We start from the raw sequence: 5,077 nt of genomic DNA, 5'->3' as shown, positions 1-5,077 counted from the left end.
CCGTTTGTTTTGGAAGCAAACGCCATGGCGTACAAATTGGGACCATTTTTGGCCAGATAGGTCCAGGTGTCCCCCCCGTCCGTGGATTTTACAATAGAACCGTCGTAACCGGAAACCCACAAATTGTCTCCGATTCTTTTAACGGATTTGGCCGTAAATCCGAATCCGTAGGGTTTTAGCGTCCAGGTTGTGCCTCCGTCATCGGTTGTGTAGACCACACCGTGGTCACCCACGGCGGCTCCGTGGGATTCATCGTAAAAATCAACCGACCACATGTTTTTGTAGGTGTCCGAATCGTAAAGCGTCCAGGTGTCGCCGCCATCGGTTGTTTTCATAAAGATCGATTTTAGGATAATTCCCGCGCCGAAACCGTCACCAACCAACCAGGCGGTGGAATCGTTCGTCATTTTTACCGCATTGAAATCCTTGTTTTCGGCAGCGGGAACGGAGCTGGCAACGGCCCAGGTGGCTCCGCCGTCTTTTGTGTACAAAACGGTTTGATTTTTGCCCACCACAATTCCGTTCAGGGTATCGTAAAAGCTGACACCGTACAAATCCTTTGTAATATTTGAGGCCTGGGTCACAACCGTGTCACCGTTACAAAACAGAATCGTTCCGGCTTTTCCAACCGCCCAAACATGGGAGCTGTCCACGGCACTCATGGAATAAAGTGCAGTGCTGTTGGCTGTTGGTATTTTTTCCCATGTCGATCCGGCATCAAACGTTCGCAAAATATTTCCATCGTAAGTGGCCGCAAATCCAAGCGAATCGGTCAGGAATTTAATTGATTCAATCGATTTGGAAACGCCTGAATTTTGTGCCTGCCAGGTGTTCCCACCGTCATCCGAGTAATACAACAAGCCTCCATAGCCGCCCAACCAACAATGGAGACCATCCTCCAAAACATCCACTGTGTAAAGTGTTGCATCAATGGTCGGTTGGGATGCGACTTCCCAGACACCCTGTGCAAACAGGCCTCCGGAAAAGACGCCCCAAGCCATCGCAACAACTGCCAGGCTTAACAAATACTTTTTCATTTGACCTCCTCCTTTTTTGGTGTGAATTTCCTGATCCGGGTTCATTTAAATTCATCCAGCACATTTGCTGGCACATCACCCGCAACGGTTAACACGTAATTGTTTGTATTTAAATATTTTTTGGCCAACCGGTTGATGGTGCTTACCTTGAGCCGCATGATCCGGTCGTAGTAGGTGTCAAAATAGGTCAGGGGCTGGCCGTATTTAACCATGTCCGTTACAAGATTCAGGATGTCGGCCGGCGTTTCAACGACCATGGGCAAGATTCTCAGATCGAACGACTGGGCCTTTTTTAACTCGGTTTCGGTGATGCCGTTTTCCCGAACCTGATCAATAATTTTAAAGGATTCCCGAATTAATTTCTGAACGTGCTGAGGTTCTGTTTTGGCAGCCAGGAACCAGATGCCTCCCATTTTTCGCGTCCGGGTTTTGGTCGTGATTCCGTAAGTAAGACCCATTTTATCGCGAATGGTAACACCCAGACGTGAGGTTAATGTGCTTCCTCCAAGGATGTCATTCAGCACATCCAGTGCATCCAGATTGGGATCGGTTTTGGCAACCCAGCGAAATCCCATTTTCACATCGACCTGCTTTTTGCCGGGCATTGGGAAGGCCTTCACCATTCGGCCGCGTGTGGGTGGAACCTCCGGAAACTCGTGGTAGGTAAACGGTGTTTTGTTTTTCCAGTGGCCAAATTTTGTGTTCAGGAGCGATTGGAGTTCTTTTATTGAAAAGTCGGACAAAACGATCAGTTGGGTCCGTTCAGGCCGGACGTATTTTTTGTGGATGGCGAAAAGATCCTTTTGTGTGATTTTTTGCAGGCTTTCGGGAGTTCCCCCCGCCATCCAGCCGTAGGGATGGTTTTTGTAAACATGGGAGAAAAGGAATACGCTTGTTTTCCAGCCGGTTCCCTTTTCTGCCGATTTCAGAAGGGCAATGGTTGACTTTCGAACACGGTCCATTTGATCCTTTGGAAAAGACGGTTCAAAAAGAATTTCCTTCCCAATGATGAAAAGGGAGTCTACATCTTCGTGCAGACTGAATCCATTAAAAAGAATAGCCCCGTTGTGTGCTTGAACCTGCCAGCCAATCGGAATGAAGGATTTCATCTGACTCAACTGTTCGAAGGTGTGCTTCTGTGTTCCCCGATTCATCATTTTCCCGAAGAAGTTGGCAATCCCGTGCAGTTTTGCTTCTTCCGGCATGTTTCCGGTGTCAATAATGCCATGAAGACGAAATGCAGGAACGGTGTGATCTTCAATGGCGTACACACGGATGCCATTTTTCAACGTGAATGTGTGGATTCGGTTGGCAACGGGGCGCGGCCGGATGATGTCGTTGAGGGAGATGGCTTCACTGTTCGTGGTAACGGGTGGCTGGACACCTCCGTGTCCCTCAGGAACATCACTTTTCAATTTTTTATGGTGTTTTTTGAGGGCCAAGGCGCGTCGTTTTACCTTGGACGTATCGGGAAGCAGGTACCCCACCGTCACTTTTTCGGGTGCAAAATAGGTGTTCATCACACGCTGAATATCTGCTTTCGTAACGGCTTTAAGTTCCTTTGGCCACTCGTCCCGGTATTTCCAGCTTAAAAGGGTTTCATAACGGCTCAGTTTTCCTCCAATTGCCGAAACCTTTTCATCCTTTATTAATTCATCTGCTCTGAGATTATTTTTAATCTTTTGAAATTCGTAGTCCGTAATGGGTTCCGTTTGCATTTTTCGGATTTCATCCCAAATAATTGTTTCTACCGAATCCAACTTGGATTGATATTTTGGGTACAGCTCAACAATGAAGGAGAAAAGCTGGGGATCCTTCCCTTTTTCGAAAAATACGCGTACGGAACGCGCCCAATTTCTTTTCTGGGTCAGTGCCTTTTTTAGACGGGAAAATCGGCCTCCGCCCATGATCTGTGCGGCAATTGTCAGCGGAGCACAATCCGGATTCCCAAAAGCGGGGGTATGAAACGACATTTGCAAGACGGGCATCTTCAAATCAGCCCGCTTGTACGTAAGCGTGCGGCGGGCATTTTGAGGTTCTTCCACGGAAACCACCGGGGGAACCGGTTTGCCCTTTGGAATAACACCGTAGTATTTTTTTACCAGCTTCATGATATGAGCGGTGTCAAAATCTCCCACAAGCACAAGAGTCGCATTGTTGGGAACGTAATAGGTTTTGTAGTATTGGTAAACCCGGTCGCGGGTGACAGCCTGAATATCGCTGATCCAGCCTACGGTAGGATTGTGGTACGGATGGCTCTTAAATGCGATGGCATTAAATTCTTCAGCGAACATTCCCTTGGGACTGTCATCTGTACGCATATGCCGTTCTTCAATAACCACTTCGCGTTCATGTTGAAATTCTTTGGGATCAAATTTTGAATTGTGCATCCGATCGGCCTCAATGGCCAGAACCACGCCGATTTTATTCTTGGGTACCTGCTCATAATAAGCCGTTAAATCTTTGGTTGTAAAAGCGTTGTAAATGCCGCCGCTTTTTTTGATGAGATTTTTCAAAACCTGTCCCGGATACGCTGGCGTTCCCTTGAACATCATGTGTTCCACCAGATGGGAGATGCCGGTGATGCCGAAATGTTCGTTGCGGGAGCCCACCTTGTAGGTGATCTGCGAATAAATAATGGGGGAATTGTGATTTTCCACGGTCAAAACCTTCAAACCGTTTGATAAAACATGTTCAACAACCTGCCCCTCCTTAACACTGCCGAAGAGAAGCGTTGGAAACAACCCACAAATAACCAGTCCTACAAAAAAATTCCGGCGAATTTTCAAAAATGACATCTGCACATCTCCTTATGATTTGGGTCTGAAATCCACTTGCAAACAATTTGGGTGGTGTAAAAGTGTTTGTTCCTATTTTTCAAAAAGCTGTAAAATGATTTGAAAGGTTACTCTCTGGCGATGCCCGGTGGGTATGAACGGTGACATCTCGTGTAAAGGCTGACCGATTTCAACATGTGCGCCATCCGGAATTCGGGAACGAAATGTTCCGAGTAGAGAGAGCCTGAATCCGGATGCTCGCCAGGAGAGACCGGATGTGAGTTTCCAGAGCTTCTCCCGCTCGTAAAGATAAAGAAGGTCAGGAACCCGTTCGCTCCAATTCCCTCCCAAACGCAGCCGCCAGGCATCCGAAAAAACGGGAAATTCCAGACCGGCACGGAGTTCCCATTCCGGTTGTCTGTTTTCAATAAATTGATGGGAAAGATAATCCCTGTACGTTCGTTGAAATCGACCCCCGTAAACTTCCACACCCATTGTGATCGGTAGCCACATTCGATTGGTTCCAATGCCAATTCCGGCCGTAATCCGCTGCCGGGATTCTTCTCCGTACAGGCAGCCATATTCGATGGTTTTTGACCACCCGTCAAATGACTCTCGTAAAACCTGCGTACTCATTTGCCAGCCATGCTTGCGGAAAACCATTCGCGCAAGGGTTGTATTTTGAATATGCTGTTCGTAGCCCCGCTTCACAAAAAGATTGTCCGTCGCGGTGGTTCCAAAAGCCCGGTACTGGTTGGAAAAGCCAAAATGAACTGCCTGCGAAAGCGCCAGAAAAACCTGTCCGCCAATTAGAACCCCTTTGGTCCGATAATCCCGAATATATTTGCCTCTCACCTCCCGAAAGCGGGTTAGAAGACCAATTTGGCGGTAGACGACCGCATCGCGCATTTCCTTTACCGCCGTCAGGCGGGTCTTGTTGTCGTACGGATAAATGAAAACTCCCGCCCCGTATTTTAATCCGGTCCTTTCCGAAAAGCTGTTTTCAGGCGAAGACGGGTGTCTTGATAGTTGCCCCTGACGGGTTTGAACGCCCCAGCTTAACCCCACTCCCGGGAAAATCGTGCGCCGAATGGATTCCACCTTGGTGTACACATCCTTAAGCCCCAGCTGCACGGTGTAATTAAATGCGATGCCCAGTGAAAAATTCAACGGCAGTTTTCTCGAATAAATGGCTTGAATAATGGGGCCGTTGTACCAGTAATTCCCGGTTGTTGTATCCGTAAGGGTAAAATTCTTTTCGTA

The 5,077-nt window shown here is 47.8% G+C and carries 3 protein-coding genes; all 3 read right to left on the bottom strand.

Translation table 11 applies throughout. From position 1 onward, the window contains the following. The coding region (locus GXO76_06585; GenBank protein NOY77521.1) for a hypothetical protein at nucleotides 1–1,037 on the bottom strand (1,037 nt) is incomplete at its 3' end. 41 nt (nucleotides 1,038–1,078) lie between these two features. After that, nucleotides 1,079–3,835: an insulinase family protein gene (locus GXO76_06580; GenBank protein NOY77520.1), complete on the bottom strand. Its 2,757-nt coding sequence runs from the start codon at nucleotides 3,833–3,835 to the stop codon at nucleotides 1,079–1,081. Nucleotides 3,836–3,907: 72 nt separating this feature from the next. After that, nucleotides 3,908–5,077: hypothetical protein (locus tag GXO76_06575; GenBank protein ID NOY77519.1), on the bottom strand; the 1,170-nt coding region annotated here is incomplete at its 5' end.

The sequence above is a fragment of the Calditrichota bacterium genome, assembly GCA_013151735.1.
Lineage (GTDB): Bacteria > Zhuqueibacterota > JdFR-76 > JdFR-76 > BMS3Abin05 > BMS3Abin05.
The sequence above is the reverse complement of the archived record's forward strand: the minus strand, read 5'-3'. Positions and strand labels throughout refer to the sequence as shown.